Genomic DNA, 24,842 nt, shown 5'->3' with positions numbered 1-24,842 from the left:
CGTCGGTCAGAACGAGCGGCGACGGCTCCGGCGGGCGATGATCGTCGCGACGAAACCCAGGACGAGCACGCTGATGCCGAGGCCGACCGCCACGCGGGTGGCACGGTCGTCCTGACCCGTCACGGCCAGGGGCGGGGTTCGCGGAGACGAGACCCCCGCGGCGACCACCGTCACCTGGGCGGTGACCTCTCCGCCCGGGACCATCAGCGCGACGGTGTGCACCCCGGCTTCGGCGTACGCCGGGACGGTGAACACCCCCGAGGCCGACCCGTCGGCTCCGACCGTGAGCGTCCCGAGACGCGTCGGCGTCGAACGGAACTCCACCGCGAAGACCGTTCCCGGCTTCGCACCGGTCACCGAGACCGGCAGCTGACCACCCGGAGCGACCTGCGCGACGCCGACGCGCACCACCTCGGATCCGGTGAGCGTCCCCGTCGGGTCGACGCCCGGATCGGTACCGGGATCCGTGCCCGGATCGGTACCGGGGTCCGTGCCCGGATCGGTACCGGGGTCGCTCGGCTTCGCCGGCACGGCGACCTCCCCGACATCCGAGACGTTGCCCGCGACATCGGTCACCCGCACATGCACCGTGGTGGCGGCGTCGCCGACGGCGACGGCACCGGTCGCGGCGGTCCACGCCCCGTCACCGAGCTGGTACTCGACGACGGCCACGCCCGAACCGGCATCCGTGCCGGTGGGGGTCACCGTGCGCGACGCGGCGTTCCAGCCCGCGTCGGCGACCGGCTTGGTGGCATCCCGCTTCACCTCGACGCCCGAGGGCTCGGAGGTGTTGCCGGCGGCATCCTTCGCCCGGAACGAGACCGTGGTGACCCCGTCGGTCGAGACGGCGACCGGCGCGGTGTACGTCGTCCATTCCCCGTCGCCGAGGCGCACCTCGAGGAGGGGGGCGTCGTCGCGGTCGTCGATGGCCGTGGCCGAGACGGTCGCGGTGCCGGTGTACCAGCCGCTCGCGGGAGCCACCGGGTCGACCGAGGTGGTGACGACGGGCGCCTGCGTGTCGGGAACCGGGGTCTCCGGCTGCTCCCAGACCTGCCACTCCTTGATGCCGACGCTGCCCTTGCCCTGCTCGGTCCCGACCGGGTCGAGCGCGAGGCGGAGCTTCGTCGTGGTCACCGGGTCGAACGACACGGTGTTGTACGTGTTCTTCGCCGTGCCGTACGCTCCCGCGTTCTTCACCGGCACCCACGCGCTCGTCGTGGCATCCCAGTACTCGGCCTCCCACTTCGCGGGGACGTCGATGCCGAGCCCCTGCGCGTCGAGGTTGGACACGAAGTACACACCCAGCTCGCCGATGCGCACCGGATCCTTCCAGTCGTACTGCACCCACTGGTCCGTCACGGCCGGCCAGACACCCCACACGTTCGCGTTGTCGTTGGGCGTGACGTCGCCCGACGACGTGGGCTGGACGTTGTCGTTGAGTCCGGTGACCTTGTTCCATCCGGCGGTTCCGGATGCCGTGGGAGTGGCGAGCAGGGCGACGTTGCGCCGCTGCGTGCCATCTGCTTTCGGGATCGTCCGCTCGATCGCGGGCGAGACGTTCCCCGCCGTGTCAGTGGAGCGCACTCGCACCGTCGTCTCGTCGAGCCCGACGAGCACGGGACCCGTCATCGTCGACCAGTTCTCGGCGTCGTCCAGGCGGTACTCGATCGACGCGACACCCGAACCGGCGTCCGTCGCGGCGGCCTTGACCGTGCGCGAGACCGCGTCGGTGGTCACCTCGACGGCCGGAGCCGTGGTGTCGATGCGCACGGTCTGCTCGGCGACAGCGGAGGTGTTGCCCGCCGCGTCGGTCGCCCGCGCCTGCACCACATGGGAGCCGTCGCCGGTCAGCGAGACGGTGCCGGAGTAGGCCGCCCAGGCGCCGGCATCCACGCGCACCTCGATGCGCGGGGCCGCGTCCTGATCGTCGCGGGCGGTCACGTCGACGGCGACCGCCTGCGCGTACCAGCCCGAGTCGGGCGCCGCCGGCGAGACCTGGAACGCCACGGTCGGCGCCTTCGTGTCGTCACCGCCGCCGCCCACGGTCACTGCCGCCGAGGCCGCCTTCGTGCCCGGCAGCTCGCTCTGCACGGTCCCGGCGACCGTGAACTGTCCGGGCGCCGCGTACGACGCCGCGTCCACGGCATCCCACGTGACCGGCAGATCCTGGCGCGAGCCGTCGTTGAACAACACGCCCACCGTCTTCGGCAGCACCGGCGCGACACCCGGCTGGGTGCGGCTGGTGACGGCATCCACCTGGTTGATCTGACTGGGAGCGGTCGCGCGGACCCAGACCGTGGCCTTGGCCGGCACCGGAGAGCCCGGGACGATCCCCGACACGGGGAAGCTGCCCTCCCCCGCAACCTGCGCGTCGGTGACCTCGGCCCACGTCACGGGGAGGTCGGCGTGGCTGCCGTCCGAGTACGTGGCATCCACCGTCGCAGGCAGAGTCAGCTTGGTGCCGACGGTCGTCCGCACATCGATCGGCTCGATCGAGGTGGGCGCGTCGGCGAAGACCTTCAGCTCGCTGACGGCGACCGCCGCGTACGGTCCGGTGCCGGCGGCCTCGAGCACCACACGGAACCGCGTCGTGGTGACGGCGTCGAAGGTGACGGCGTTGGTCTCGTCGCGCTTCACCGTGTAGTCCGACGGGTTCGCGACGTCGGCCCAGTCCGACCCGGTCCAGTACTGCGCCTTCCACCCCTTCGGGACGTTGACGCCGTTCGCCGACGCGGGGTCGGTCTGGTCGCTCCAGAACGCGATCTCCGCTCCGGCGACGCGCTGCGGCGTCTTCCACTCGTACTGCAGCCAGCGGGTGGCCGGGTGGGTGCCCGACCAGGTGCCCCAGATGTCGCTCTGGCTGCCGCCCGTGAAGAGCACCTTCCCGTCGTTGACGGCGTCGACGTTGTTCCAGCCCGCGGTGTACTCCGCCGTCGGTGTGGCATCCGGTGCGACGTCCGTGCCGGCCGTGACCGGCTCTCCCTGCACGGTGACGTCGCTCTGCGAGGTCTTCTCGCCGTCATCGGCGGTCAGACGCAGCACGTACTCGCCCTTGTCCGAGAAGCGCGCGGTCGTCGACGCCGACGCGGCGTCATCGAACAGCACCGTCGCCCCCTCGGGCGCGCTGACGACACTCCATCGCGAGGACACCTCCCCGGACGGCAGTCCGTCGTCCTTCACCGTGCCGACCAACGCGGCCGACCCGCCCACCGAGGCCTGACGATCCTGCCACGCGGTGACGAGCGGAGCGTGGTTCGTGGATGCCGGAACAGCGACGCCCGTGTGGAAGACCTGGAGTTCCTTGACCCCGGTCTTCATCCCGCCGGCGTGAGTCACCGTGAGGCGTACGGCGTCACCGGTCACCTCGGGGAACTGCACGTGGTTGTAGTTCGCGCGGGGGTACGCGGGCGTGCGGGCCTGCTGGGGAATCACGGACCACTGCCCGCCACGACGCACCTCGAGCGTGTAGACAGACGGCTCGACGTACCCCGCCGCGGTCGCCGACGACGAGCTGGCGTAGAAGTAGGGGCGGATGTCATCGAAGGTCTTCTCTCCGCCCAGCTCGATGGTGAGGGAGTCCTTCGCGTTCGGCGAGCCGGCGGTCCCCCAGAAGGGCTCGTTGATGGTGGTGCCGTCGACCGCTCCCTTCGGGTCACGGCCCGCGGCCGAGAACGTGGCCGTCGCCGTGGTGGCGAGGTTCGCGCTGCCCGTGCTCGCGGTGCGGACGTCGGCGCCGGCCTTGGCGAACAGGTCGACGACGCGGGCGTCGTCGGCGAACCGCACGTCCTGCGGCGCCTTCACCGACGAGGTCGTCGCGGTGGTCACCTTCGCGTCGCCCTTGACGACCTGCACCGTGCCGGTGGCCGGGTCGTAGATGACGTGCGACAGCTTGTCGACGGTGAACGCGAGCTTCCCGTCGAGGAACACCGAGTAGCCCTCGGGCACGTCATCGCCGTAGTAGCGCGTCCCACCCGGCGCGTCCCACGTGACCGTCAGGTCGCGGTCGCGGTAGCGGATGTTGTTCGCGGTGAAGTGGTCCCACCCGATGTCGATGGGGTCGAGCTCGATCTTGGCGTCGTCGCGCGTGCGCACCCCCATCGTGTCCTCGATCATCGTGAAGTTCGTCGCACCGAGGATCGTGTGGTGGATCCAGGAGCGGTAGTCGATCTTCTGCGGGTTCGCCGAGCCGTTGGCCCAGAACTCGTTCTGGTCGGGCAGACGGTTGTCGCCGCCGTTCTGGTAGTGCGCCCACGCGTTCCAGTACAGGAGCTTCTTGTACGACTCCGCGGTGATGGCATCCGTCGGATAGTCGCGCAGCACCGTCGACATCATCCGGAACATGACCGTGGAGTTGATGACCGAGAAGTTGTTGCTGCCCTGACCACCGGTGGCGTTGTACGCCGCCTGATCGGCCTGGTTCGCGGTGTAGAAGGGGAAGATCGGGTACTGCTTGTCGTCCGCGAAGAGCCGCAGCGCCTGCACGTAGTCGTCGTTGTAGTCGGCGTCGCCGGGCTTGGGAACGAGACCGACGGTGAACGGGTAGTAGTTGTTGATCTCCTTCCACGGCACGTGCTCGCCGTTGTTTGCCATGGCGTGCTCGAGGAGCTTGTCCTGCGGGTTCCACAGCACCTTCATGACCTGCGTCTTGATGTTCTGCGCGAAGGTCTCCATCTCCGTGGCCTTCGCGGTGTCCCCGGCGGTGCGGTACGCCTCGGCCGCGGCGAGCGCGTTGGAGTACAGGTAGGCGTTCTCGGCACGGTCCTGATAGCCGGGCTTCCAGTGGAACGACACGGCATCCGCGTCGTTGCCCGTCATCGCGCCCCAGTTGTACTCGATGAGGCCGTTCTTGTTGAAGTCGTAGGCGTCCTGGAGGCCCTTGACGTCGTCCTCGGCGTACTTGGCGAGGTTGCCGGCGATGGCACTGGGCCCGCCGTGCAGCTCGTAGGAGCGCCAGGCGGCCTCGGAGATGTACTGCGTGTAGCTGTTCGACCAGTTCGCCGGGTCGCCCGGGTTGTCGACGAACTTGTAGCTCTTGCTCGTCTCGCCCGTCGACACCCAGGGGCCGTACGAGTAGATCGGATCCCGGAAGTACTTCAGGTCATCGATGAACATGCCCGTGGTGAGCACGATCGAGTTGTTGTACCCGAGCACGCCCTCCATGGCGACCGGGAACTGGTAGGTGTTGCCGGGCATGTCGGCGTCGAGGAAGTTGTACCTCATCAGCCACCAGCGGTAGAAGAGCGTCTTGTCGATGTTGTCTTCGGGGGTGTCGAGGTAGGGGACGTTGTCGGCCCACCACTTGTTGTACGCGGTGACGTGGGCGGTGTACGCCTCGCCGGCCGTCTGCCCGCGCGTGGCGTCGTACTCGGTGCGGGACTCGGCGATCTCGTCGGTGACGAGACCCAGCTGCACCTTCGCCGTGGCGCTGCCGCCGGCGGGCACCGACAGCGTGCGCGTCAGGGTCTCGCCCGCGGGCGAGAAGCCGTCTCCCGAGAAGCGGGGCGAGATCTTGGTGAGGTCGTTGAGCGCCTCCACGTGACCGACGAGCTCGTCGCCTTCCGCCGACACCGCGTACGGGGAGGATGCCACGAGCTCGACGTCGACCGCGTCGCCCGTCGCGTGCACCTCGAGGTTCGTCACGAGCACGTTCGCGTCGGTGATGAACTTCGTCTGCACGACCTCGAGGCCGCCGCCCCGGTGGACGCTCCGCCAGTAGCTGGGCGTCTGCTTGCGCTCTGCGACATCCTCGGTGAGCGCGACATCGGCACCGCCCACGCGGGCGGTGATCGTGTAACCCGAGCGGCCGTCGATCGCCTCCCAGTACGCGAGCTGCCCGCCAAAACCGAGGGCCGACGGGTCGTGCTCCTTCATGAACACGGCACGCCCGCGCGTGAAGAGCCACTGGTTGTTGTCGCCGAAGCTGCCGGCGTCGCCGGTGCGGGCGAGTATCCGATCCATCCAGAAGTCCTTCGCGGGGCTCGTGCCCGCGCCGGCGACGACGTCCGCGTCGAAGATCTTCTGCAGCTGGTTCCCCGGCGTGTACGTGACTCCGGTGTCGGGAACGGGATTCGGGCTCCCCGAGAAAGTCGGGTACCCGATGTCGGTGTTGGCGGCGTGCGCCGGCGCGGCCACGAAGGTCGTCGCCAGCAGCGTCGTGATCGCCGCAGCGGCGATCACGGAGCGCCCGACGCGATGGGGGATCGTCGGTGTGCAGTCCACGTTGTCTGTTCCTCTCGGCACTGCTCGTCGATGAGCAGTGTGTGCGTGGCTGGCACGCTACAGAGGAGCGGAATTGTTTCGCAATGCTTTTCGGGGATTTCGAAAAATCAGCGAAAACGGCCGGAGAGGCCGCTCAGCGATGCGCGATCGTCGATCCGCGGATGACGAGCTTCACGGGCATCTGATGCGTCCCCGCCCCCACGTCGACCCCGTCGATCGCATCGAACACGCGCTGCGCGGCCTGCCGACCGAGCTGCTGCAGATTGGCGTTGATGCTCGTCAGCGGCGGGCGCGCGTTCTGCGTGAGCAGCTCCCAGTCGTCGTAACCGATGACCGCCAGGTCGCCCGGCACATCGCGTCCGAGGTCGCGGGCCGTGTCCAGAACGCCGCGCGCGATCTGATCCGACCCGCAGAAGACGGCGTCGACCTCCGGGTGCCGCTCGAGCAGCATCGCCGCCGCATCACGGCCCCAGTGCTCGTTCCACGCGGCGAACATCGGCTCGCCGACGAAGTCGAGTCCGGCCGCGGCCAGGGCCGCTCGCGCCCCGGCGAGGCGATCCTGCGCGGCCGCGTAGGACGGATCTCCCGAGATGTGCGCGATGCGCCGTCGCCCGCAGGCGAGCAGATGCTCCACGGCGAGGCGACCGCCGGAATAGTTGTCCGGCGTGAGCGACAGATCGCGCGGATCGTCGGACGGCGAATAGGCGTACACGACGGGGACGGGCAGCTCCTGCCCGAGGGACGGCCGCGGGTCGGTCTGGCGACCCACGACGATGATCCCGTCCACGCGACGGCTCAATAGAGCCCGGAGGTGGTGCTGCTCACGGATGGCGTCGCCCCGCGCATCGCAGAGGAAGACGTTGATCTGGCCGGCACCGAAGGCATCCTCGGCACCCATGAGGATCGGGATGACGAAACGACCCTCGAGGTCGTTCGTGAGCAGGCCCACAGTGCCGGTACGACCCGCCAGCAGACCTCTCGCCATCGCGTTGGGAGTGAACGCGAGCTCGGCGGCGGCCTCCATCACCCGCTTGCGGGTGCCTGCGGCGACGTCGCCGCGACCGTTCAGGGCTTTCGACGCGGTGGCGATCGAGACGCCGGCGCGGCGAGCGACGTCGCTCAGGGTGGCGGCGCGCGTGGCATCGGCGGTCATCGCAATCCGTTTCTCGTTCGTAACCGTTTGCCGTCTTGACGGATCGGCAGGACTCACGTTACCGTCCCGAAAGGGATTTCGGTACTTTCGATATCCCGCCCTGTACAGCGGTGCCGACCCCGAATGTCGCATCCGCTCAATGAAGAGCTAGAGGAGACTGCAATGACCCCATCCCGGCGCCGCTTCGCCCTCCGGGCAGCGACGGCCATCCTGGCCGCAAGCGCTCTCGTCGGCGGCCTCGCCGCGTGTTCCGGCGGATCCGGCACGACCGCTCCGGCCGACATCCCGGCCGAAGGAACCGACGACGGCGCGACCCTGACCCTGTGGACGCGCGCCCCCCTCGAGAAGCAGGCCAAGGATCTCGTCGCCGCGTACAACGCGAGCCACAAGAACCAGGTCGAGCTGACCGTCGTCCCCAACGACGACTACGTCGCGAAGGTCGGCGCGGCAGCCGGATCGGGCGGTCTGCCCGATCTCTTCGCGGCCGACATCGTGTACGTGCCCAACTGGGTGCAGCAGGGCCTGTTCCAGGACGTCTCGGCGCAGATCGACGGCCTGTCGTACAAGGACGCGATCAACAAGGGCCACCTCGACGCGGGCACGCTCGACGGCAAGGAGTACGTGCTCCCGTTCGTCCTCGACCTCTCGGTCATGATGTGGAACAAGGACCTCGTGAAGGAGGCCGGTCTCGACCCCGAGAAGGCGCCAACGACCATCGCCGACTTCGCCAAGACCGCCAAGGCCGTCCAGGCGCTGAACAAGCCCGGCGTCTCGGGGACCTCCACCGGGCTCAACTGCGGCGGCTGCCTGCTGTTCACGTGGTTCCCCTCCGTCTGGGCCTCGGGTGAGGAGGTGCTGAGCGACGACGGTACGACCTCGCTGCTCAACAACGACGCCGCCAAGGAGGTCTACTCCACCTGGAAGGACCTCGACGCGTCGGGCGCCGTCGCCCCCGGCTCGGCCGACGAGACCGGTGCGACCTGGGTCGCGGGCTTCCAGGAGGGCAAGGTCGGCATCATGCCCTTCCCCGCCACGCTCCTGTCGAGCCTCAAATTCGACGCCGGCGTCTCGGGAATCCCCGGCGTCAAGGGCGGCGAGTCCACGTTCGTGGGTGGTGACGGCATCGGCATCTCGAAGGATTCGAAGCAGTCGCCGCAGGCGTGGAACTTCCTGTCGTGGCTGACCTCCGAGGACGCGCAGGTCGGCGTCCTCGCCAAGGGCGGCAGCACCGTCTCGCGGTCCGACCTCGCCGACAACGAGTACGCGGCGAAGGATCCGCGCCAGGTCGCCATCAACGAGGTCGCCGGCAAGGGCAAGACGCCGGTGGCGCTGAACTTCCAGCAGGCGTTCAACGCACCGGGAAGCCCGTGGCTCACTCTCGTGCGCAACGCCGTTCTGCAGGGCACCGACACCGTCGACGCCGACAACGACGAGATCACCGCGGTCCTGTCGCAGTAACCCCGCGGGGTGCCGGGCGGCTCACCCGGCACCCCCCTCCCCGGAAGGAACACCGTGGCTCTCTCCTCCACCGCTCGGCGCTCGCGCTACGCGCGCTCGGCGCTCGGCGGACCCGTGCAGGGCTGGCTGTACGCCGCCCCGACGGCGCTGTTCGTCGTCGCCCTCTTCGTCATCCCCCTCCTCCTCGTCCTCCAGATGTCCGGCTCGGAGTGGCCCCTGCTCCGGGGCAACATGGGGCCGAACTTCCCCGAGAACTTCACCGACGCCCTGAATCACCGCCTCTTCTGGGAGTCGGTGCGTTTCACGCTGCTGTACACGGTGATCACCACGGTCCTGCTCATCGGCCTGGGGCTCGGGCTCGCGCTGCTCGTGCAGGAGTCCACCCGGTGGAAGGGCTTCCTCCGCACGGCGTTCCTGCTGCCGAGCGCCCTCGGACTCGCCTCGGCCTCGCTGCTGTTCTACGTGCTTTACTCCCCCATCGCCGGTCCGTTCGCCGGGCTGATGCAGTCGTGGGGCATCACGTTCCTGGGGTCTCCCGAAGGCGCGCTCTGGTCGACGGTGTTCCTCATCGTCTGGCGCTTCGCCGGGTTCTACATGCTCCTGCTGCTCGTCGGGCTGCAGGGGATCCCCGAGGACATCTACGAGGCCGCGCGGATCGACGGCGGCTCGCGCTGGCAGATCTTCCGCGACATCACGGTCCCGCTGCTGCGCCCCACCTTCGCCCTCACCACCGTCATGTGCGTGACGGGGTCCCTGCTGGCCTTCGACCAGTTCTACATCCTCACCAAGGGTGGGCCCGACAACAGCACGATGACCGTCGTGCAGCTCATCTACAACATCGCCTTCCAGGGGCAGAACAGCCTCGGCATCGCCGCCGCGCTGTCGGTCATCATCCTGCTGGCCCTGGTCGTCATCAACGTCGTGCAGCTGCGCGCGTTCCGTCGCCCCGAGGAGTCCTGAGATGGCCCTGACCGCCGCTCCCTCGCCCGCCGCCACCGCGAGCACCCGCACCATCGTCGCCCCCGGCTCGCGCCCGCGTCGCCGTCCGACCGGTCGCCTGCTCTGGGGCATCCCCTCCACCGTCTTCACGGGGGGTCTGGCGATCATCTTCCTGTACCCCCTCGTGTGGACCGGCGTCGCCTCGGTGAGCCCGCAGGCCGGCACGAGCCAGTCCACCGGATGGGGCTTCGGCAACTACGCCGCTCTGGCCTCGTTCCAGTCCGGCATCTGGGTGTATCTGGGCAACTCGCTGTTCGTGTCGTTGCTGACCGTCGCCCTGACCCTCATCGTCTCGTTCCTGGGTGGCTACGCCTTCGCCCGCTTCTCCTTCCCCGGCAAGAACCTCCTGTTCCTTCTGGTGCTGGCGATCCTGATGGTGCCCTACGCCACCCTGCTCATCCCGCTCTACGTCATCCTCAACGCCGTCGGGCTGCAGAACTCGCTGGTCGGGGTCGCTCTCGTGCTGACGATGTTCCAGCTGCCGTTCTCGATGTTCATGATGCGCATCTCGTTCGAGTCGGTGCCGCGCGAGCTCGACGAGGCGGCTCTCGTCGACGGGTGCACGAGCTTCGGCGCCCTGCGGCGCGTGCTGCTCCCGGCGGTCAAGCCGGGCCTCATCACGGTGGGCCTCTTCGCGTTCCTGACCGCGTGGAACGACTTCATCGCCCCGCTGATCCTCATCAACGATCAGTCCAAGATCACGCTGCCCCTGGCCGTCGCCAATCTGCGCGGGCAGACCATGGGCGTCATCGACTACGGCGTCACCGAAGCGGGGGTCGTCGTGCTCGCGCTGCCGTGCATCGTCCTGTTCCTGATCCTCCAACGTCACTACGTGCGCGGCTTCATGTCCGGCGCCTTCAAGGGATGACCATGTCGACCACCCTCCCCTCCCGTCCGCTCGACCCGGACACGGCACGTAGCGTCGCCGCCCCCGTCCTTCCCACGCGTTCCCGTCTGCGCCCCCTCGGCCTCGGCGATGTCCGCATCACCGGTGGATTCTGGGGCGAGCGCCAGGGTGTCAACGCCGCCCACACCCTCGGCCATATCCTCGGTCGGCTCGAGTCCGAGGGCTGGCTGCCCAACTTCGATCGCGGCGCCGCGGGAACCCTCCCGTCCGGCCGGCGGGGGCGCGAGTTCAGCGACTCCGAGGTGTACAAGTTCCTCGAGGCGACCGCGTGGGAGATCGGCCGCAGCGACGACCCCGCCCTCGAGCGCACGTTCCGCGGGGTCGTGGCCCGCGTGGCCGCCGCGCAGGAAGCCGACGGGTACCTGAACACCGAGTTCGGTCGGCCGGGCCAGCAGCCCCGCTGGTCCGACCTGGAGTGGGGACACGAGCTCTACTGCCTCGGCCACCTCTTCCAGGCGGCCGTCGCCCGCGAGCGGACGCGCCCGGATGCCGACGACGGACTGCTCGTGATCGCGCGCCGCGCCGCGGACCTCGTCTGCGAGGTGTTCGGGGCCGACGGCATCCCCGCCTTCTGCGGCCACCCCGAGATCGAGGCGGCCCTCGTCGAGCTCTCACGCGTCACGGGAGATGGCCGCTACGCCGCGCAGGCCGCCCTCTTCGTCGAGCGTCGCGGACACGCCACGCTCGCCGACATCGAGTGGGGACGCCGGTACTTCCAGGACGACGTCCCGGTGCGTGACACGCGAGCCCTCGGCGGTCACGCCGTGCGTGCCAACTACCTGGCCGCGGGAGCCGTCGACGTCGCCGTCGAGAACGACGACGAGGGGCTGCTGACCGCTCTCCGCGGTCAATGGGCCCGCACGCGCGGACGCCGGACCTACATCACCGGCGGGCAGGGCTCGCACCACCAGGACGAAGCGTTCGGCGACGACTGGGAGCTGCCGCCGGACCGCGCCTACTCCGAGACGTGCGCGGGGATCGCCTCGGTGATGTTCTCGTGGCGCCTTCTCCTGTCGGAAGGCGACGCCACCTACGCCGACCTCATCGAGCGCACGCTCTTCAACGTCGTCGCCACCTCCCCGGCCGCCGACGGACGCAGCTTCTTCTACGCCAACACCCTGCACCAGCGAGTGCCCGGTGTCGTCCCCGATCCCGACGCGACGTCTCCGCGCGCCTCGTCCTCGCTTCGGGCGCCGTGGTTCGAGGTATCCTGCTGCCCGCCGAACGTGGCCCGCACGCTCGCCAGCCTCGACGCGTACATCGCCACGGCTGATGCGGACGGCATCCAGATCCACCAGTACGCCCCGGCCGAGATCCGGACGACCCTCGACGACGGTCGCCCCGTGGCCCTCGACGTGACGACGGCGTACCCCGCCGACGGACGGGTCCGCGTGCGGATCGCCGAGGACGCCGACGCAGCGTGGACCCTGTCGCTGCGCGTGCCGGAATGGGCGACGGGTGCCGCCCTGCGGATCGACGGGGCCGATGGGCGAAGCGAGTCGCTGCCCGCGGCTCCCGGCTGGGCGCGGGTGCGCCGCGCCTTCCACGCGGGGGACGTGGTGCAGCTCGAGCTGCCGATGACGCCGCGCGTCGTCGTTCCCGATCCCCGAATCGACGCGGTCCGGGGGTGCGTCGCGGTCGAACGAGGGCCCGAGGTCTGGGCGCTCGAGTCGGCCGACCTCGTCAACGGGGCCGACGTGGGCGATGTCGCGCTGGCGGCGGGTGCGATCCCGGTCGAGAAGGACGGCCGCGTGTGGGTACAGCTCGCGCACCGCACGCCCGTCGGCGAGGGGTGGCCTTACGCTCCCCCGACGTCCACGACCATCGGCGACGCGGAACCGGTCGCCCTCGTGCCGTATCACGACTGGGGAAACCGGGGTCCGTCGACCATGAGGGTGTGGATCCCCACCTCCTGACGAAAAGAGAGCCCGTTCCCGGTTGGGGGACGGGCTCTCTCCCTGGGCAAGGGGATCTCAGCGCATCGGCAGCAGCCGCGTCGGCGAGGGCGACGCGGTGCGGTGACGAACGCGACCGGGCACACCGGTGCGGGCGTCGAGGGGGAGCGAGACGATCTCGTCGGCGAGCTGCCCGGCGACCAGGAGCGTGTCGTTCACCACGACGTGGTGTCGCGGCCAGTGGGTTCCCGCGTCGGCGAGGGCGGTGAACTGCAGCTCCTCGCCGGCTCCGCGCACGGCGAGCACGCCGATCGTGTCGCTGCCGCGGACGCCCGCGTAGAGCGTGGCGCCGTCGCGGCTCGCGCACAGCTCGGCCGCGGTGTCGGTGTCGAGGCTGCCGACGAGTGACTGGCCCGAGATGACGCGCCACCGGGTCTCGGCATCCGGAGCCAGGACGAACACCTCGCGACTGAGCTCGGTCACGACGTAGAGATGGCCGGACGGATGCCACACCCCGTGCCGCGGACCGCTGCCCTTCGGCAGCACGACTTGCTGCACGAGTCGCAGGCCGTCGCCGCTCGAACGCCAGAAGCGGACGAGGTCGAGGCCCATGTCGGTGGTGGCGATCAGACCGCCGGGGAGGAAGATCGCCTGGTGCGAGCGCGAGACGCGGGGGCCGATCGCGGCCTCCTCGGACTCGGCATCGGTCTCGGGCACGGCGTCGTACGCCGGCACGAGGTCGCCGTACTCGTCTCCGGCGGCTTCGCGCAGGGCGCGCGCGGCGGCGGCGAGGTCGGGGACCACGGCGCCCGAGACGCGTGCCCCGGTCGAGACGCCGCTCTCCGGGGAGTCGGGGCCCCAGGGGTCGGTGGCCTCGGCGGCGATCCGCGGACGCGACGGCCGGCCCGCGGCATCCAGATCGATCCGGACGACCCGTCCGTCGCTCCAGCAGCTCGCGACGAGGAAGCTCGCGTCGGGCGACACCGCGACGTGGCAGACCGACTCGCCCGCCTCGATCGCGGGGCCGACCGGGGTCAAGCGCGTCTCGCTCGTGCGGCGGTAGGCCTGCACCGTGCCGTCGGATTCGAGCGCGGCGTAGAGCAGGTCGTGCGTCGGGTGGGCGGCGAGCCACGACGCCGAGCCGGGCGCGGGCACGGCGGTGCCGACCATGCCGAGCGGACCCGACGCCCAGACCGAGTCGGCGTCTCCGGCCTGCAGGATGCCGATGCCCTCGGCTGATCCCGCGTCGCCCGCGTAGGCCCCCACCCAGAACCGCATGTCAGTCGATCAGGTTGTGTCGCACGATCACCTGGTCGCGAGCCGGACCGACGCCGATGACCGAGATGCGCGTGCCGCTCATCTTCTCGAGCGCGAGGACGTAGTCCTGCGCGTTCTGCGGCAGGTCGTCGAAGGTGCGCGCGGTGGAGATGTCTTCGCTCCAGCCCGGGTAGTACTCGAGGATCGGCTTCGCGTGGTGGAAGTCCGTCTGGTTGACGGGCAGGTCGTCGAAGCGCACACCGTCGACGTCGTAGGCGACGCAGACGGGGATCTGCTCGAGGCCCCCGAGGATGTCGAGCTTGGTCAGCACGAGGTCGGTGATCCCGTTGATGCGCGTCGCGTAGCGCGTGATCGGGGCGTCGTACCAGCCGACGCGGCGTGGGCGACCCGTGGTCGTGCCGAACTCGAAGCCGCGGGAGCGGAGCCAGTCGCCGCTCTCGTCGAACAGCTCGGTAGGGAACGGTCCCGAGCCCACGCGCGTCGTGTACGCCTTGACGATGCCCACGATCCGGTCGAGGCGGTTCGGGCCCACGCCCGAGCCGGTCGAGGCGCCACCCGCCGTCGCGGACGACGACGTGACGAAGGGATAGGTTCCGTGGTCGACGTCGAGCATGGTGGCCTGGCCGCCCTCGAAGACGACGACGTCACCGGCATCCAGGGCCTCGTTCAGCAGCAGCGAGGTGTCGGCGACCATCGGGCGCACGCGCTCGGCGTAGGAGAGCAGGTCTTCGACGACCTCGTCGGCGGTGATCGCACGGCGGTTGAAGATCTTCACCAGCAGGTGGTTCTTCTGGTCGAGGGCGCCCTCGACCTTCTGACGCAGGATGTTCTCGTCGAAGAGGTCTTGCACGCGGATGCCGACGCGGTTGATCTTGTCGGCGTACGCGGGGCCGATGCCGCGACCGGTGGTGCCGATCATGCGCTTGCCGAGGAAGCGCTCGGTGACCTTGTCGAGCGTGCGGTGGTACTGCGTGATGATGTGCGCGTTGGCACTGATCTTCAGGCGCGTGGTGTCGAGACCGCGCGCGTTCAGCGCCTCGAGCTCGTTGAACAGCACCTCGAGATCGACGACGACGCCGTTACCGATGACGGGGGTCACGCCGGGGGACAGGATGCCGCTGGGCAGCAGGTGCAACGCGTACTTCTCGTCGCCGATGACGACGGTGTGGCCGGCGTTGTTGCCGCCGTTGAACTTCACCACCCAGTCGGTGCGCTCACCGAGCAGATCGGTGGCCTTGCCCTTGCCCTCGTCGCCCCACTGGACGCCGACGATCACGATTCCGGGCATGAGTGCTCCTCGCATGTTGTCCGGCGGTACACCCCATCCTATCGAGAGGGTCCGACACCGCCCCCGCAAGCCCCGCGGCTCGGAAGGCCGGCTCGCTAACGTGCCCCCATGGCACGTTTCTCAGCGACGGCGCAGACCGCGGGGCACGATCCGCGACCTGCCCCGGGGTGGGCTGCTGGGTGGAACCTCGCTCGGGTGGCGATGGCGGTGCTCATCGCGGTGGCGGTGATCGCCCAGTTCGTCTCGACGGTGAGCTACTCCGCCGCGATGGGCCGCGACCTCCCGACCGTGGTGGCGAACTTCTTCAGCTTCTTCACGAACCTCTCCAATCTGTCGGCGGTCGTCGTGCTCGCTCTCGCGGGGCTGCGGTTCTTCGTCCGCGGCCGCCGTCTCGACGCCGATCCCGCCGCCCTGGCCACCGCGCTGGCGTGGGTCTCGACCTACATGATCATCACCGGCATCGTCTACAACCTGCTGCTGCGAGGGCTCCCGCCGCAGCCCGAGTCGGTGGGCTGGTCGAACGAGATCGTGCACGTGTGGGCGCCGCTCTTCTTCCTCCTCGATCTGCTCATCGGCCCGGGCCGGCGACGACTCCCCTGGAAGGCCGCACTCGGCGCCGCCGTCTTCCCGATCGTGTGGATCGTCTATACGCTGGCTCGCGGCCCGTTCATCACGAACCCGACCACCGGCGCACCGTACTGGTACCCCTACCCCTTCTTCGACCCGCACACGAACGGCTGGGGCAGCGTCGCGGTCTACATCGTCGGCATCGCGCTGGCGATCGTCGGGCTCGCATGTGGTGCCATCGCGATCGGACGGGCGCGCGGCATCCGATCGTCCTGAGCAGTCCTTCGCGGAAATCGGCGTGGGACCGCCGATTCGGCTGCCTTTCTCCGATCGGAAGACGGATGCCACGCCCCGGGCGCTCTAGCCTGGAACACGTGCGCACGCGACTGATCTCGGCGGCTCTCGCCGCTTCCGCCCTGCTCCTGCTCGCCGGATGTGCGGGGCCGGGCCCCGCTGCACCGCCCGCGAGCGAGCCGAGCGCGGCCGGCGCATGCGCCTACCCCACGTCGGGGAAGCCCTCGGTCGACGTCACCCCTCCGAGCGCCGACACCGAGCGGCCCACCGGGGATGTCGAGGTCACCCTCGACACTTCGGCGGGCGAGATCCCCATGACGCTCACCGGGGCGCGGACCCCGTGCACGGTCGAGAGCTTCGTGTCGCTCGCGCAGCAGCAGTACTTCACCAATACGCAGTGCCACCGCCTCACGACGCAGGGCATCTTCGTGCTGCAGTGCGGCGACCCCACGGGGTCGGGTCGCGGAGGCCCCGGATACACCTTCGCCGACGAGCTCGACGGCGGCGAGACGTATCCCGCTGGGACCGTCGCGATGGCCAACACGGGCCAGCCCGGCACCAACGGCTCGCAGTTCTTCCTCGTCTACGCCGACACCAAGCTGCCGCCGAAGTACACGGTGTTCGGGAAGATGTCGCCCGAGGGCCTCGCCGTGGTCGAGAAGATCGGCCAGGCCGGCGTCTCGGGCGGAGGAGCCGACGGTGCGCCCGCGACTCCCGTGGAGATCACCGCCGTCACGGTCGGCTGACACTCCTCCTCCCCAGCCCGGGAACGGGGCGTGAGCCCTCCACACGGGTCGGGTCGCGGCATCCTCCCCCGATAGAATCGGCGTATGTCCAAGGTCCTGCAGTCCCTTCCCGTCGGCGAGCGCGTCGGCATCGCCTTCTCGGGTGGTCTCGACACCTCGGTGGCCGTCGCGTGGATGCGCGACAAGGGCGCCATCCCCTGCACGTACACCGGTGACCTCGGGCAGTACGACGAAGACGACATCGAGTCGATCCCCGGTCGCGCCACGCAGTACGGCGCCGAGGTCTCGCGCCTGGTCGACTGCAAGACCGCGCTCGTCGAAGAGGGCTTCGTCGCGCTCGCGTGCGGCGCGTTCCACATCCGCTCGGGCGGTCGCACGTACTTCAACACGACGCCCCTCGGTCGCGCCGTGACCGGCACGCTGCTCGTGCGCGCGATGAAAGAAGACGGCGTCGACATCTGGGGCGACGGCTCGACCTACAAGGGCAACGACATCGAGCGGTTCTACCGCTACGGCCTGCTCGCCAACCCCGCCCTGCGCATCTACAAGCCGTGGCTCGACGCCGACTTCGTCACCGAGCTGGGCGGTCGCAAAGAGATGAGCGAGTGGCTCGTCGCCCACGACTTCCCTTACCGCGACAGCGCTGAGAAGGCCTACTCGACGGATGCCAACATCTGGGGCGCCACGCACGAGGCGAAGACGCTCGAGCACCTCGACGTGTCGCTCGAGATCGTGGAGCCCATCATGGGCGTGCGCTTCTGGGACCCCGCGGTCGAGATCGAGACCGAAGACGTGACCGTCGAGTTCGAGGCCGGCCGTCCGGTCGCGATCAACGGCACGCGCTTCGACGACCCGGTGGCGCTGGTCCGCGAGGCCAACACGATCGGCGGCCGTCACGGTCTCGGCATGAGCGACCAGATCGAGAACCGCATCATCGAGGCCAAGTCGCGCGGCATCTACGAAGCCCCGGGCATGGCGCTGCTGTTCCTCACGTACGAGCGCCTCGTCAACAGCATCCTGAACGAAGACACCCTCGCCACGTACCACGAGCAGGGTCGCCGCCTCGGTCGCCTCATGTACGAGGGCCGTTGGCTCGAGCCGCAGTCGCTCATGCTGCGCGAGTCGATCCAGAAGTGGGTCGGCTCGACCATCACCGGCTCGGTCACCGTGCGCCTGCGCCGCGGCGAGGACTACACGATCCTCGACACCGTGGCATCCGGAATGTCGTACTCGCCCGAGAAGCTCTCGATGGAGCGCGTCGGCGACGCCGCGTTCGGCCCCGTCGACCGCATCGGCCAGCTCACGATGCGCAACCTCGACATCGCCGACTCGCGCGCCCGCCTCGAGCAGTACGCGGCCCAGGGCCTCATCGGCGGCCCGACCGGCGAGCTCGTCGGCGACGTCGCCGTCGGTGGGGCTCAGGAGATCATCGAGCCCGCCGCTCCCCTGAGCGCCGACGGCGAACGCCTCGCCGAGGCGACGGACGCCGCGGGCGAGTCCGCCGCGTTCGACGCCGGCACCGACTGACGAAGCGACCTCGACGAGAGCCCGCGGCGCCCGGCGTCGCGGGCTCTTTCGCGTCCGCCGACCCGGGCCTCTGAGCCTGTCGAAGGGGCCGGACCCGCACGCCCGCCCGGCGGCTTCGACGGGCTCAGCCACCTCCGCGCCATCGATCGGTGAATAAGTTGCACACGCGCGTGCACTTTCGGCGTACACTGATCCCTCGTGAGCACACCCACCCGCCGCGACGCCGTCGAGAACCGCGCCGGCATCCTCGACGCGGCCACCGCCGCGATCGGCCACGACCCGCGCGCGTCGATCGACGCGATCGCCCGCCGCGCCGGCCTCTCTCGTCGGGCCTTGTACGGCCACTTCGACGACCGCAACGCCATCATCCGCGAGGTCATCGCCGCGGGCGCCGCCCGCTTCAACGCCATCGCCGACCGCGTCGACGACGCCGACTCCCGCGTTGCGCTCGCGCGCCTGGCATCCGAGCTCTGGGCCGAAGCCGCGCACGTGCAGGCCGCCGCGGCCCTCGCCCTCGACGACGCGCACCTCCCCGAGACCTCCGCGGCCCTGGCCCCGCTGCGCCGCCGGATCGACGCGATCGTCCGCCGCGGACAGGAAACCGGCGAGCTGCGCACCGACCTCCCCGCACCGACCCTTTCGCGCCTGCTCGAAGAGACGGGGCGCACGGTCGTCAGCCGCGTCGACGCGGGGGCATCGACCGCCCGTTCGATCGCCGTGCGCGCCGTGCTCGGCATCGCCGGACTTTCCTGGACCGAGGCGCAGGCGCTCCTCGCGGAGCACCCCGAACTGGAGAAGCAGTGAGAATCGTCCTCTCCGAGGTCGCGAAGGGCCGGGCCGAACGGGTCCTCCCCCCGACCTCCACCTCGTTCGAGACCGGCCGGGCCACCCTGGCCCTCGCCGAGACCGAGCAGCGGCCCACGGTGCTGGGCCTCGTGGCATCCGGTCGCATGAAGGTCGACAGCGGTGAGGTCACGATCGACGGGCGGACGGATGCCAAGGCCATCCGCCGCCGCGTCGCCCTGGTCGACGCGCCCGTCGTGTCGGAGCCCGAGTCCAACGTCACCGTCACCGGCGTCGTCGCCGAGGAGCTGATGTTCGCCGGACACGCTCCCACGCCCTTCGCCGCCGCGCGTTGGCTCGAGGGCATCGGACTCGACACGCTCGCCGGGCTGCCGATCGGCAATGTCGAGCCGACCGATCGCATCCGCCTCCTGCTCGAGCTCGCCGCGCTGCGCAAAGACGTCGACGGCCTCGTGCTCGTGGCACCCGACCGGCACGGCGGCGAGCCGGCCGCGTGGTGGCGCATCGCTCGCGAGTTCGCCGAGCGCGGGTACGCCGTGCTCGTCATCGCGGGCCAGGCATCGCAGTCGGCGCTCGCGGCCGCCGCCGCACTCGACACCACCCCCGCCGAGGAGGACGCGCGATGAAGATCCCGCAGATGATCACCGCCGAGCTGCGTCGCCTCACCTCGACGCGCATGTCGGTCATCGCCCTGATCGCCCTGCTGGCCGTCCCGATCCTCTACGGCGGGCTCTACCTCTGGGCGAACCAAGACCCCTACGGCAACCTCTCGAGCGTCCCCGTCGCGCTCGTCGTCGACGATCAGGGCGCCCAGGTCAACGGCCAGCAACGCAACCTCGGCGACGAAGCGGCCGAGCAGCTGCTGGACAGCGACACCTTCGAGTGGCACCGGGTCACTTCCGACGCGGCCGACGCCGGCCTTTCGGCGGGCGACTTCGACTTCATCGTGACGCTCCCGGCGGACTTCACCGAGGCGGTGGCATCCCTCTCCAGCGATTCGCCGCGGCAGGCCGACATCGAGCTGCGCACGAACGATGCGAACAACTACCTCGCCTCCACGATCGGCACGCAGGCGGTCGCGCGCATCCAGGCGTCGGTGGCGAAGAAGGTCGTCGATGAGGCGGGTCTCTCCCTGCTCGACGCCCTGCACACGATCCGGGTGAGCCTCGTGGATGCCACGAACGGGGCGACGCAGCTCGTCGACGGTCTCGGCACGGCGAAGAACGGATCGTCCCAGCTCGCGAGCGGTTCAGCGACCCTCGCCGACGGCTCGGCGCAGCTGGCGGACGGCACCGCTCAGCTCTCGAGCGGCGCGGACCAGCTGCGCGACGGCAGTGCCTCGTTGCGCGACGGCTCCGCGCGTGTGGCGGACGGCGCACAGCAGGTAGCCGGGGGCGTCGACCGTATCGACGACGCGGCTCGCCAGGTCGGCTCGATCGCCCAGGACGCGGCGAACCGCCTGCCCGAAGCGCGCGCCGACATCGCCAAGGCCCTCGCCGACGCGGGACTCAGCCAGGCCCGCATCGACGAGATCCTGTCGCGGCTCGATCCGGTCGCCGAGCGCCTCACCGCCGCGAACGAACAGGTGCAGAGCACCGTCGGCCAGATCAACCAGCTCGACGACGGCGCACGCCAGGTCGCCGACGGCAGCGCCTCGGTGGCGAGCGGTGCGGACACCCTGGCGAACGGAGCCTCGACCCTGGCCGACGGCACCGCGACAGCGGCATCCGGAGCCGCGCAACTGCGCGACGGCTCGGCGCAGCTCCGCGACGGGGCGAGTCAGCTCGACAGCGGTATCGGTCAGCTCCAGACAGGTGCGACGCAGCTTCGCGACGGGCTCGCGTCGGGCGTGCAGCAGATCCCCGACTCCGACGACGCGACGCGCAAGGCGCAGGCCGCGGCCATCAGCGATCCCGTCGCGGTCGGCACGAGCGCGGTCACCAAGGCGCAGAACTACGGCGCCGGCCTGGCACCCTTCTTCGCCGCCCTCGCCGGCTGGATCGGGATCTACGCGCTGTTCCTCATCGTGAAGCCCGTGTCCAAGCGCGCGATCACGGCACTGCGCTCGCCCGTCCGCGTGACGTTGGCGGGCTGGCTGACCCCCGCGGGACTCGGAGCCCTCCAGATGGTGGGACTCTTCACGGTGCTCGCCATCGCGCTGCAGTTCTCGTTCGCGAATCCATGGGCGGCCCTCGGCATCCTGCTCTTCGCCTCCGCGACCTACGCCGCGATCGTGCTGGCTCTGAACGTCTGGCTCGGCTCGGTGGGACAGTTCCTCGGACTCGTCCTGATGGTGCTGCAGCTCGTCACGGCGGGCGGAACCTTCCCGTGGCAGACGCTGCCCGCACCTCTCGCGGCCCTGCACCACGTGCTGCCGATGGGATACGTGGTGGATGCCATGCGCCAGGTCATGTACGGCGGAGACGTCTCACGCGTCGGGCCCGACCTGCTGGTGCTGGGCGCGTGGATGCTCGGCGGGGTGGCGCTGGCCGCCCTGGGGGTCACGCGGATGACGCACTTCCGCACCCTGCGCGACCTGCAGCCGAGCCTGATCGGCTGACGCGGGCCGGGCGGCGCGTGCCCCGCGTGGCGAGCGGAGGATGAGGGACGACCGGAGGGGGAACCCGCGGCATCCGTCCTCCGCTCGCCCCCGCCCCTCCGCTCTTCACCGTGTGTCGCGCCCGCGCCGGCTCACCGCCGCGCCGGGCGCGCCACGACGTCTTCGAGAAGGCGCGTGAAGGTCTCGCCCACCGCCTCGAGCGTCAACAGCAGGCTCTGTTCGCGCGCGCGTTCCGACATCTCCTCGCGCGCGCCCTCGTCGGTGAGGAGTGCCGTGAGGGCGCTCGCGACACCGTCCGTGTCGCCCGGTGCGACGAGGACGCCGCCGGCGCCCACGTAGTCGCGGGGTCCGTAACAGACGTCGAACGCCACGACGGGCAGCCCGCTCGCCAAGGCTTCGCCGATCGCAAGGTTCTGCCCCTCGAAGATGCTTGTGCACAAGAAGACGGCGGAGGTGGCCATCGCCTCGCGGACCCGGTCGGAGTACCCGTGCAGGTGGACGCTCCCGCTCACTCCACGCTCCTCGATGAGGTTCTGCAGCGCACTCCGGAGGGGACCGTCCCCGTAGATGTGGAGGCGCGCATCCGGGACGCGCGCCACCACGCTCGGCCACAGGGCGATCGCGGTGTCCACCCGCTTCTGGTCGACGAGCCTGTTCACCATCACGACGTCGGTTCCCTCGCGCGCGCGAGCCGGGGGCTCGAGGCCGGGAGCGATCGGTGTCGGGATGGCGGCGAAGCCCTCATGGGCACCGAAACGCTCGACCACGTCGTCTTCTTGGCTCGGCGTGGGCCAGACCACGGCGTCGAAGCGATCGAGCAGGCCCAGCCACCTGCGCCACCCGTCGTCCCGCAGCGGCGCCGAGGGCCGACACGGCGCCGCGAGGTGCGAGTCGTGGACGGTGTGGACGATCCGCACGTTCGGGTCGACCCACTCGGCGATCAACTCACCGATCTGCTTCGACTCGCAGATCACCACGACGCTCCGCTCGTCATCACCGGCGCGGGCGCGCAGTTCCGCCACCACGCGCGTCAGCCACGCCGCGTAGAGGGCTCGGAAGCCGGCCAGGACGCGGGAGCCACGCTCTCCGCGGACGACGACAGGGGTCCGCGTGAGGTGCCAGTCGGGGTCATCGCGGATCACCGGCAGCGATACGACCTCGGCTCCTGCATCGTCTCGGATGGCGCGATAGGCGGTCGCCGGGTCTGCCCCGCCCTCCTGAGCCTGCTCGTACAGCCACGACGGATCGCGGACGACCTCTTCGTAGAGGTTGCGCATCTCGATGTCACCCTCGGGATCCTCCCTCAGCGCGTGGCGGACCTCGCGCGCGCGCTCGTCCGCGTCCCCGACGTCGAAAGTGAGAAGGAGCGGGCGCGTCACGCCGATCGACCGCAACAGGCGCAGACGAGAGGCGACCGCGACGGCGTATCCGCCGTCGAGGCGCGGGGCCAGGCGACTGGTGAGAACAAGGAAGTCTGCATCCGGGGGCGAGGGCATCTGCCGATCCTCAAAGGGGGGACATAAGCGGGCCCTCATCGTTGCTATGCGCAAGCTGTGTGTCAGGGTGGTTGACGAACGGTCCGTCGTCCCCCAAGGGGACCGACTTCCCGGCCGCCGCCTGTCGCGCCGATCACGCCGCGATCACGGCAGCGAGCGCCACGACACCGGAGCCCAGGATGCCGCCGGCCACCAGCCGCACCACGCGCAGCGACCAACGGCGCCGGGTGCGCCGCCACGGCAGGGCCGCGAAGCGGCGCGCGGCCCCGATCGTCCCCGCGGCGGTGAGGATCACCGCTGCGACCCAGAGCAGGGGCGACGCCCGTGTCCAGTCCACGAGCAGCGACGCCGCGGCGAACGCGACCACCATCCCGAACGCCTCCGCCAGGACCATCACGCGGTCGCGGAGCGCGAACCGTCCGACGCCCCACGCCCGGACGGCGAAGAGGACGGCAACGGCCACGAGGAGTGCGGCGAGGACGACGGCGATCATCGTGCCGCTCCCTTCGTGAGCACGGCATAGGCGACCTCGTCGACGTTCGCCGCGGTGTCGTCGAGGACGAAGCCCGCTCGCCCGGCCGCCCGATCGAGCATCATCGCCGAGGTGAATCCCCCGGTCTCGCCGTTGTGGAAGGTGATGGCCGTGCCGTCGACGTCGAGCGTGAACCAGAACCACCCGATGGGACCGGATGCCGTCTCCCGGCGCGGATCCATCGCGGAGGCACCCGGTGCGGTGCCGTCGAGGAGCGCCTTCACGAACAGCGTCATGTCGTGCGCGGTGGAGCGCACCCCGCCGGCCGGAGCGTGGCCGCCCATGGCCCACTGGCCCTGAGGGACTCCCTGAGCGCTGAACCCGCGCGTGTCGATCGGCCGCAGGTCGTCGGCGGTCAGGGGCACGGTCGACTCGGTCATCCCGAGCGGCTCGAACAGACGGCTCGCGATGAGGGTCGGGTAGTCCATGTCCGCGCACCGCGCGATCGCCTGGCCGAGCAGAGCCGTGCCGAGGTTCGAGTACGCGAAGGCACCGGTCTCCCCGACCCGCTCTGCTCGGGTAAGGCGGATCATCTCGTCGGCGGTCAGCATGTAGGGGTTCTGCCCGAGGAGGCTGCGGCCGAGCGTGTCGGCGAGGAATCCCGGATCGCTGAGCAGGCGTGGCATCCCGGACATGTGAGTGGCGAGATCGTCGAGACGGACCGCCCCCGCCGCGGTGTCCGCCAGCTCGGGCAGGCACAGGTCGAGACGGTCGTCCGCGGCCACCTCGCCGCGCTCGACCGCGTCCTGGAAGAGCAGACCGGTCATGGTCTTGGTCGCCGATCCGATCTCGAACGGCGTGTGCTCGTCGGCTCCGAAGCCCGCGAACCGCGTGCGGTCGCCGTCGATCGACACCACGACCGCCTCGTGGCGCTGGCCCGCGGCGACGAGGTCGTCGCGCACCGCGGCGGCGAGCGCGGCATCGCCGATGATCCGCTCGGAGAGTGCCGGCGGTCGGGGCATCGTCACGAGCCCGACCGCGAGCGTCATGAGCGGCGCGGCCACCATCGCCACGGTCGTGAGCAGTCGTCGTCGTGTCATGCTTCCAGCCTCGGGCGGGGGGCCGTTCCCGGCCAGGGCCGCGGTGTCACGAGCGGGCATGACATGTGTCACGTTCCGG

17 protein-coding genes are annotated in these 24,842 nt (G+C 70.2%); 10 read left to right on the top strand and 7 right to left on the bottom strand.

All coding sequences use genetic code 11. The features are described 5' to 3' along the window. Positions 1-6: 6 nt before the first annotated feature. The gene (locus ACMW4R_RS03600; RefSeq protein ID WP_418299168.1) at positions 7-6,219 is read right to left on the bottom strand and encodes an OmpL47-type beta-barrel domain-containing protein; all 6,213 of its coding nucleotides are present in this window, start codon (positions 6,217-6,219) and stop codon (positions 7-9) included. Positions 6,220-6,352: 133 nt separating this feature from the next. Continuing rightward, the gene (locus tag ACMW4R_RS03595) at positions 6,353-7,372 is read right to left on the bottom strand and encodes a LacI family DNA-binding transcriptional regulator (protein WP_418299167.1); all 1,020 of its coding nucleotides are present in this window, start codon (positions 7,370-7,372) and stop codon (positions 6,353-6,355) included. Positions 7,373-7,534: 162 nt separating this feature from the next. On the opposite strand from ACMW4R_RS03595, the gene ACMW4R_RS03590 reads away from it, so the two are divergent. The 4 genes from ACMW4R_RS03590 to ACMW4R_RS03575 are packed head-to-tail and all read left to right on the top strand — an operon-like array spanning position 7,535 to position 12,652. After that, a complete protein-coding gene (locus ACMW4R_RS03590) occupies positions 7,535-8,830 on the top strand; it encodes an ABC transporter substrate-binding protein (RefSeq protein ID WP_418299166.1) in 1,296 nt (431 codons plus the stop codon). A gap of 54 nt (positions 8,831-8,884) precedes the next feature. Continuing rightward, the gene (locus ACMW4R_RS03585) at positions 8,885-9,790 is read left to right on the top strand and encodes a carbohydrate ABC transporter permease (protein ID WP_418299165.1); all 906 of its coding nucleotides are present in this window, start codon (positions 8,885-8,887) and stop codon (positions 9,788-9,790) included. Position 9,791: 1 nt separating this feature from the next. Continuing rightward, complete coding sequence (locus ACMW4R_RS03580; protein WP_418299164.1) at positions 9,792-10,697, top strand: carbohydrate ABC transporter permease; 906 nt, start codon at positions 9,792-9,794, stop codon at positions 10,695-10,697. A 2-nt stretch (positions 10,698-10,699) separates the two neighbouring features. Next, positions 10,700-12,652 (top strand): glycoside hydrolase family 127 protein, encoded by a 1,953-nt coding sequence (locus ACMW4R_RS03575; RefSeq protein ID WP_418299163.1) that lies wholly within the window; start codon positions 10,700-10,702, stop codon positions 12,650-12,652. 57 nt (positions 12,653-12,709) lie between these two features. Here the strand turns inward: ACMW4R_RS03575 and ACMW4R_RS03570 are convergent, their stop codons facing one another. Further along, entirely contained in the window at positions 12,710-13,909 is a 1,200-nt protein-coding gene (locus tag ACMW4R_RS03570; RefSeq protein ID WP_418299162.1) for a lactonase family protein, read from the bottom strand. A 1-nt stretch (position 13,910) separates the two neighbouring features. Next, on the bottom strand, positions 13,911-15,197 hold the full coding sequence (locus tag ACMW4R_RS03565; RefSeq protein ID WP_058596968.1) for an adenylosuccinate synthase: 1,287 nt from the start codon (positions 15,195-15,197) through the stop codon (positions 13,911-13,913). 108 nt (positions 15,198-15,305) lie between these two features. Here ACMW4R_RS03565 and ACMW4R_RS03560 point away from each other — a divergent pair, with 108 nt between their 5' ends. From ACMW4R_RS03560 to ACMW4R_RS03535, 6 genes are all read left to right on the top strand, one after another. Continuing rightward, positions 15,306-16,040, top strand: coding sequence for a Pr6Pr family membrane protein (locus tag ACMW4R_RS03560; protein WP_241492239.1), 735 nt, complete (start codon positions 15,306-15,308; stop codon positions 16,038-16,040). Positions 16,041-16,138: 98 nt separating this feature from the next. Then, complete coding sequence (locus ACMW4R_RS03555) at positions 16,139-16,804, top strand: peptidylprolyl isomerase (protein WP_241490522.1); 666 nt, start codon at positions 16,139-16,141, stop codon at positions 16,802-16,804. An 84-nt stretch (positions 16,805-16,888) separates the two neighbouring features. Beyond that, positions 16,889-18,331, top strand: a complete 1,443-nt coding sequence (gene argG, locus ACMW4R_RS03550) for an argininosuccinate synthase (RefSeq protein ID WP_058596966.1) — start codon at positions 16,889-16,891, stop codon at positions 18,329-18,331. Between the two features lie 198 nt (positions 18,332-18,529). After that, entirely contained in the window at positions 18,530-19,135 is a 606-nt protein-coding gene (locus tag ACMW4R_RS03545) for a TetR/AcrR family transcriptional regulator (protein WP_058596965.1), read from the top strand. After that, complete coding sequence (locus ACMW4R_RS03540; RefSeq protein WP_418299161.1) at positions 19,132-19,761, top strand: hypothetical protein; 630 nt, start codon at positions 19,132-19,134, stop codon at positions 19,759-19,761. The genes ACMW4R_RS03545 and ACMW4R_RS03540 overlap by 4 nt, the downstream gene beginning before the upstream one ends. Beyond that, positions 19,758-21,695: a YhgE/Pip family protein gene (locus ACMW4R_RS03535; RefSeq protein WP_418299160.1), complete on the top strand. Its 1,938-nt coding sequence runs from the start codon at positions 19,758-19,760 to the stop codon at positions 21,693-21,695. The genes ACMW4R_RS03540 and ACMW4R_RS03535 overlap by 4 nt, the downstream gene beginning before the upstream one ends. A gap of 131 nt (positions 21,696-21,826) precedes the next feature. Here ACMW4R_RS03535 and ACMW4R_RS03530 read toward each other — a convergent pair whose 3' ends face one another. From ACMW4R_RS03530 to ACMW4R_RS03520, 3 genes are all read right to left on the bottom strand, one after another. Then, the gene (locus ACMW4R_RS03530; RefSeq protein ID WP_418299159.1) at positions 21,827-23,191 is read right to left on the bottom strand and encodes a glycosyltransferase; all 1,365 of its coding nucleotides are present in this window, start codon (positions 23,189-23,191) and stop codon (positions 21,827-21,829) included. A gap of 133 nt (positions 23,192-23,324) precedes the next feature. Further along, positions 23,325-23,684 (bottom strand): hypothetical protein, encoded by a 360-nt coding sequence (locus tag ACMW4R_RS03525; protein ID WP_418299158.1) that lies wholly within the window; start codon positions 23,682-23,684, stop codon positions 23,325-23,327. Continuing rightward, on the bottom strand, positions 23,681-24,763 hold the full coding sequence (locus tag ACMW4R_RS03520) for a serine hydrolase domain-containing protein (RefSeq protein WP_418299157.1): 1,083 nt from the start codon (positions 24,761-24,763) through the stop codon (positions 23,681-23,683). The genes ACMW4R_RS03525 and ACMW4R_RS03520 overlap by 4 nt, the downstream gene beginning before the upstream one ends. Between the last annotated feature and the right edge of the window lie 79 nt (positions 24,764-24,842).

The organism is Microbacterium sp. S1037 (assembly GCF_048381605.1).
Lineage (GTDB): Bacteria > Actinomycetota > Actinomycetes > Actinomycetales > Microbacteriaceae > Microbacterium > Microbacterium testaceum_B.
This window is presented reverse-complemented; position numbering and strand designations above follow the sequence as displayed.

Bases quoted from the DNA above. Each gene is read 5' to 3' on its own strand.
- argG (WP_058596966.1), top strand. From the start codon at position 16,889: ATGTCCAAGGTCCTGCAGTCCCTTCCCGTCGGCGAGCGCGTCGGCATC.
- ACMW4R_RS03535 (WP_418299160.1), top strand. From the start codon at position 19,758: ATGAAGATCCCGCAGATGATCACCGCCGAGCTGCGTCGCCTCACCTCG.
- ACMW4R_RS03530 (WP_418299159.1), bottom strand. From the start codon at position 23,191: ATGCCCTCGCCCCCGGATGCAGACTTCCTTGTTCTCACCAGTCGCCTG.
- ACMW4R_RS03560 (WP_241492239.1), top strand. From the start codon at position 15,306: ATGGCACGTTTCTCAGCGACGGCGCAGACCGCGGGGCACGATCCGCGA.
- ACMW4R_RS03570 (WP_418299162.1), bottom strand. From the start codon at position 13,909: ATGCGGTTCTGGGTGGGGGCCTACGCGGGCGACGCGGGATCAGCCGAG.
- ACMW4R_RS03580 (WP_418299164.1), top strand. From the start codon at position 9,792: ATGGCCCTGACCGCCGCTCCCTCGCCCGCCGCCACCGCGAGCACCCGC.
- ACMW4R_RS03590 (WP_418299166.1), top strand. From the start codon at position 7,535: ATGACCCCATCCCGGCGCCGCTTCGCCCTCCGGGCAGCGACGGCCATC.
- ACMW4R_RS03565 (WP_058596968.1), bottom strand. From the start codon at position 15,197: ATGCCCGGAATCGTGATCGTCGGCGTCCAGTGGGGCGACGAGGGCAAG.
- ACMW4R_RS03525 (WP_418299158.1), bottom strand. From the start codon at position 23,684: ATGATCGCCGTCGTCCTCGCCGCACTCCTCGTGGCCGTTGCCGTCCTC.
- ACMW4R_RS03575 (WP_418299163.1), top strand. From the start codon at position 10,700: ATGTCGACCACCCTCCCCTCCCGTCCGCTCGACCCGGACACGGCACGT.
- ACMW4R_RS03520 (WP_418299157.1), bottom strand. From the start codon at position 24,763: ATGACACGACGACGACTGCTCACGACCGTGGCGATGGTGGCCGCGCCG.
- ACMW4R_RS03595 (WP_418299167.1), bottom strand. From the start codon at position 7,372: ATGACCGCCGATGCCACGCGCGCCGCCACCCTGAGCGACGTCGCTCGC.